The sequence below is a fragment of the Candidatus Cardinium hertigii genome (assembly GCF_050864855.1).
Lineage (GTDB): Bacteria > Bacteroidota > Bacteroidia > Cytophagales > Amoebophilaceae > Cardinium > Cardinium hertigii_C.
On record NZ_JBOZWW010000031.1, the window covers coordinates 1 to 4,930 of the forward strand.

Here is a 4,930-nt window from a genome sequence, read left to right on the forward strand (position 1 = left end):
GTTGAATCTGTAAATAGCCAATTCCGTAGAGTTACTAAAAATAAAAGAGTATTTCCTAACGATATAGCTGTTTTTAAAACCTTATATTTAACTATTAACTACATGACCAAAAAGTGGACCATGCCTATTCATAATTGGAGTGAGGCTATAGCACATTTTTTAATTAAATTTGAAAAGAGAATTCAATAAAACATAAAAATATTTTACACACTTAATTGGACAGAGCCAGATTTTGTATCATTGAACCAGATCATTGTATCTGATCTAACCCTTATATTATCAAGAACTATAATTTAAATTAAATTAATTTCTTCTTTAATTTTTTTCAATTCATCTGGCATATTACTCTGCCAGATATTCTCTTTAAAATATTTTTTTAAAGCTATTGTTCTTTGTATATCCTTGGCAAAAGGCGCTTGCTTAATATGATCGGGTATAATTTCATTTTTTTGTGATTCTGTTAAACCAGATAACCATAATTCAAACGCATTTGAGAAAAATTCTTCTTCTAATTTTTTTAACCTTTCCAGTCTATCCTTTCTTTGTATAGATAACTTTTTAAGAGCTATTTCATTAGGAGACATATAGTCATTCTCGACCCAAGCACCACCTTTTTGTAAAACAGACATAAACGTTCCTAACTTATTTTTATATTTATCCAATGTGCCAGACTTGTTCTGAAGGGCAAAAGAAAAATGATCAATAGAAGTTTGAATGGTATCTGCTGTATTAGTACCTTTACTATAAATTTGACGAATTTGAGGCAAGCCAAATCCTATTTCTTCAAGATCCCTACAATCTATATCTTCCCATTCCTTTGGTAAAAAATGGCTTTCACATAAGGACATTTTTGTAGCTTCATTTTTTTGCACTAAGGATAAAGTATTCTTAAAAGACTGACTACTTGTTAAGTCTAACTGTAACTTAAAAGCATTAACGAATGCCTTATCGAACCTAAAAACAGAAAAACCACTCTTTCCAGTTTTTCCACCAATACGTTCCATAATCCCTTTTTGAATGATCCTTTGTACAACTTTTTTCAAAGTTTTTCTAGTCGTATTAGTGACACTAGATAAGGTTTCAATCGTTATTGGACCTGTAATAGGTTCTCCCCTAACCATACAACAACCAACAAAATATTCAACAATTCGTTTTTGAATGCCACAAAGTTTAGAGGCTACTTCATAATAATCTAATTTCGCATCAACCCTATTTTTACTACACGATATACTTTTACTAACTAACTTATTTTCAGATACTTTACTAATTACACTTTTTATAGAAACGTCATCCCTTTGTTTACTAGGCCTTTCGTTATCTAACGTTTGATAAGGATCATTTATTGAATCAAGAGGGGTATTTATATTCCGATTTATAACTTCATTTTGAAGCAAATAAGGAGCCCTTCTTTTAGGTATAAACTTTTTATTGGTTCCATCTAAAGTAGCAACTGAAGCAGTCATGATATATCTATTAATAACCTTTCATTATTTCTGGATTAGGCAAATGGGAAGCAACATGGTTACTTTTCAAGTTATGCATTCCTAACAGTTCACGTGTGAACGTATCAATATCCTCTCTACCTGCCGTACTTGCAGTACTATCAAATACCGTTGATTTACGTCTTCTATATTTTTCAATTTCTTTACACTTCCTGATATACCCAGAAAACATCATTTCACCATATTGGTGGTGTTTAATTAAATCAGAATAGGTATCCCGTGAATCTTTCTCTCTATTATCAAACTGATTCAAAATAATTTTCATTGGAATCGTAGACATATCGTGGTCGTTACACATACGGCTAATCTCATTAACCGTAATATCAATACCAGAATCACTAAAATCACAAGGGGTGGTAGGAAGAACAACCATATCAGATGTAAGAACAGCAGCAGAAATAGATTGACCTAAAGAAGGTGGACAATCTATTAAAATTAAATCATAGGCCGAACGTAAAGGATCAACTTTTGATTTGAGTACTCTTTGCAGAGGAACTTGCTTTAACATAATAAAATTATCAAGCACAGAGTTGTCATAACGACTCGGTAAAATATCTAATCCAGGTAACACATTAACAGTAGCATCCGCCACCTTAATTAAACTATCATCCAACAAATCAATCAAAACAGGATAATCACTAGCATTAATACCAAAAGACTTGGTCAAATTTCCTTGGTGATCAATTTCAATAACTAAAACTTTTTTTCCCATTAAGGTTGCACGTATAGCGGTTTCCCGACACAAAGTTGACTTTCCGACACCACCCTTTACCAAAACAAATACAACAACTTTACAAGGTTGTTTATATGGCGCAAAAATTTTTATAGCCGTTTCGTATTCAAAATAAACCCTATTTCGAAGCTTATGGTAGGCTAATTTTTTAGACTTGAGTTGTTTATGGATAGCCTGTACACTAACGCCAAATATATCGGCTGCTTCTATAGCTAACATTTTTGGATGCATCTAAAATTAAGTTTCAATATGGTTCAAATTATATAAAAAACAACTACGTAAACTTAAACTATAAATAACAAATTGGCAAGTATTGAAATAATTTTTTGATCGGATTATAAATCTAACACCTCCCGCTAGTTGTAGTTGTTTTTTATTATTTAATAATAACTATAACTATAATAAGAGCAGTTGACTACCAAATAGACTACCAAATAGACTACTAAATAGATAAAGATTATTAAAATTTAATGAACTTTATTTTTTAGTATGAATTTTAATATTGAGCATTTTTATAAATTGATTATCAGTTATATATTAAATTGAAAATTTATACAATTTTTCTTTCAAAATAACGATTTCTAGTAAAGAAATGAATTTACTAGTCTGACTACCAAATAGACTACCAAATAGACTACCAATAATATATATCTGACTACCAAATAGACTACCAATAATATATATCTGACTACCAAATAGACTACCAATAATATATATCTGACTACCAAATAGACTACCAAATAGACTACCAAATAGACTACCAAATAGATAAAAGTTATCTATATTTAATGCTTGATTCATGTATTATTTTTATTATCAAATTAATAAGTTGGTTTATTTTTTGTTGTTTCAAACAAAAGGCATATATACCGATATACTAATTCGTGGAAATAAAGGTGTTAAATCTATGTAAGTATTTTTATATATTTTCAAGTTCTTTTGAAATTTCTTTTAGCGTTTTTTTAACTGTGCTCAAGTGACTTTTATATCTGATTACCTCATTCATATTTTTTTCTGTAGGTTCTATGATTAGTAATCTCTCTCTAATATTAATGGTTACTATTTCTCCTATTTTCAATCCTATCTTTGTTATCCATTTGCCTTCCAGACGAATGATTGGAACGTATTTACCAGACCGGTATAATTTCTGAATTTTTATTCGGCGGGCTGTTTTATCAATGAATATGGACATTAGATTAGTTCTATTGAATAGATATAAATACTACATAATTGTATTAAAACTATTAAATATGTATGTATTATGCAATAATATTCCGTTTTTATCAAGTATTTTTTGTGTGTATATTTATTAACCGCATAATTTATATCTATTAAATCCAATAAAAATGAGTTTTGGAGAGCGATTGACCTTAGTAAGAAAAAGAAAAAAGTTGTCTCAATCAGATTTAGGCAAAAAGATAGGTATTAATGGAGATGCTTATGGTAGGTATGAGCGTGGTGAGGTAAGACCTACTATAGAGATGGCCGTTAAAATAGCACAAGCTCTTGAAGTGTCTTTAGACTATTTAACAGGAAATTCAGATATTGAATTGGATAAAGATATGATCATTAGAATGCAGGAAATAGCTAAGATGGATGATAAGGATAAACAGCATCTTTTTATAACATTAGATGCTCTGGTACGAGATTTTAAGAATAAAAAAGAATATATCCAGTAACTTTTCTGTTTTCAATAATATTTTTTATAAAATGTATAATACATTCTTTTTTTACGTTTTTAGTTAAAATTTGTAGTAAAAATATTCTCAACAATTGGGAATAAATAAACACTTCCTATAAATACAATAATTCCCCGTATCTAAATTTACCCAAACAATTCTCATTAAAGTTTTAACGAAAAGATATAATCTAAGTGTTTCTTAAGATAAATGCGGCACAAAAAACTATACAGAATCATAAAAATTTGGACAGTATGATAAATATATTTATATTTGCAGACTGTCCAATACGGATCTAACGATACTATAGATCTGTTAAACAACTCAATTTCATCCGATAATCAAGTGTTCGTACAACCGGGTATAGAAGCAGGACAAAACGGATCTATAAATCCTAATAGTAATTAGTCGGTCCTGAAATACTGTATAATTATTTGTTAATCAGCAAATAATTATACAGTATTTCAGGACCGACTAATTAAGATTTCCTGGAATTATTCTGGGAGTTAGTGAGCGTCCATCTAACCCCTTATTGCAAATAGTTGCATCTCAACTGAATATTTCAGAAGAAAATTGGAATGTGTATGGTAAACGCGAACAGACAAGAAGGGAGCACTTGATTGAATTGCAAGTTACTTTTGGATTTAAGCCTTTCACGATGAGTCACTATAGAGAATCATTGGATAGCTTGTCTGAATTGGCCCTTCAGACAGACAAAGGGATCATTCTGGCCAGCTCGTTGATCGAAACCCTTCGGAGAAAAAGCATAATCCTGCCAGTTATAAACGTTATAGGGGTCGCCTTGGATATTGGAAATTATTGTACGTTAAGGTCTGTTTTCTGTACTAGCTTTGGGTTGTTTTTTCTTCCGAGTTATTATATCAATTGACGTGATAGACAACATTTTTCAGATACTATTTTTCCCATTTTCCAGCAAGTTATTAAAAGTGCTTAGCATGATTTTTTTAATTGTTTAAAGTGTACAATCGTTGAATACGGCATACTTGCGATGCGCT

General features: G+C 30.4%; 5 protein-coding genes and 1 pseudogene. 3 read left to right on the top strand and 3 right to left on the bottom strand.

Features of this window, described 5'->3' with window-relative positions:
* A partial coding sequence (locus ACRRVB_RS00940; RefSeq protein ID WP_432446957.1) for a transposase occupies positions 1-189 on the top strand: 189 nt, incomplete at its 5' end.
* A gap of 104 nt (positions 190-293) precedes the next feature.
* Here the strand turns inward: ACRRVB_RS00940 and ACRRVB_RS00945 are convergent.
* The 3 genes from ACRRVB_RS00945 to ACRRVB_RS00955 form a co-directional block, all read right to left on the bottom strand.
* Positions 294-1,463 carry a hypothetical protein gene (locus tag ACRRVB_RS00945; protein WP_432466144.1) on the bottom strand — a complete coding sequence of 390 codons (1,170 nt, stop codon included), beginning with the start codon at positions 1,461-1,463 and terminating at the stop codon, positions 294-296.
* A 10-nt stretch (positions 1,464-1,473) separates the two neighbouring features.
* On the bottom strand, positions 1,474-2,466 hold the full coding sequence (locus ACRRVB_RS00950) for an AAA family ATPase (protein WP_432466145.1): 993 nt from the start codon (positions 2,464-2,466) through the stop codon (positions 1,474-1,476).
* Between the two features lie 688 nt (positions 2,467-3,154).
* A complete protein-coding gene (locus ACRRVB_RS00955; protein WP_432466146.1) occupies positions 3,155-3,427 on the bottom strand; it encodes a SymE family type I addiction module toxin in 273 nt (90 codons plus the stop codon).
* Positions 3,428-3,581: 154 nt separating this feature from the next.
* Between ACRRVB_RS00955 and ACRRVB_RS00960 the strand changes: the two genes are divergently transcribed.
* Together ACRRVB_RS00960 and ACRRVB_RS00965 are read left to right on the top strand one after the other, a co-directional pair.
* Positions 3,582-3,914 (top strand): helix-turn-helix domain-containing protein, encoded by a 333-nt coding sequence (locus ACRRVB_RS00960; protein ID WP_432466147.1) that lies wholly within the window; start codon positions 3,582-3,584, stop codon positions 3,912-3,914.
* Between the two features lie 478 nt (positions 3,915-4,392).
* Positions 4,393-4,707 (top strand): annotated as a pseudogene (locus tag ACRRVB_RS00965) (DUF4158 domain-containing protein); the annotation flags it as partial.
* Positions 4,708-4,930 lie beyond the last annotated feature (223 nt).

Bases quoted from the DNA above. Each gene is read 5' to 3' on its own strand.
- ACRRVB_RS00955 (WP_432466146.1), bottom strand. From the start codon at position 3,427: ATGTCCATATTCATTGATAAAACAGCCCGCCGAATAAAAATTCAGAAA.
- ACRRVB_RS00945 (WP_432466144.1), bottom strand. From the start codon at position 1,463: ATGACTGCTTCAGTTGCTACTTTAGATGGAACCAATAAAAAGTTTATA.
- ACRRVB_RS00960 (WP_432466147.1), top strand. From the start codon at position 3,582: ATGAGTTTTGGAGAGCGATTGACCTTAGTAAGAAAAAGAAAAAAGTTG.
- ACRRVB_RS00950 (WP_432466145.1), bottom strand. From the start codon at position 2,466: ATGCATCCAAAAATGTTAGCTATAGAAGCAGCCGATATATTTGGCGTT.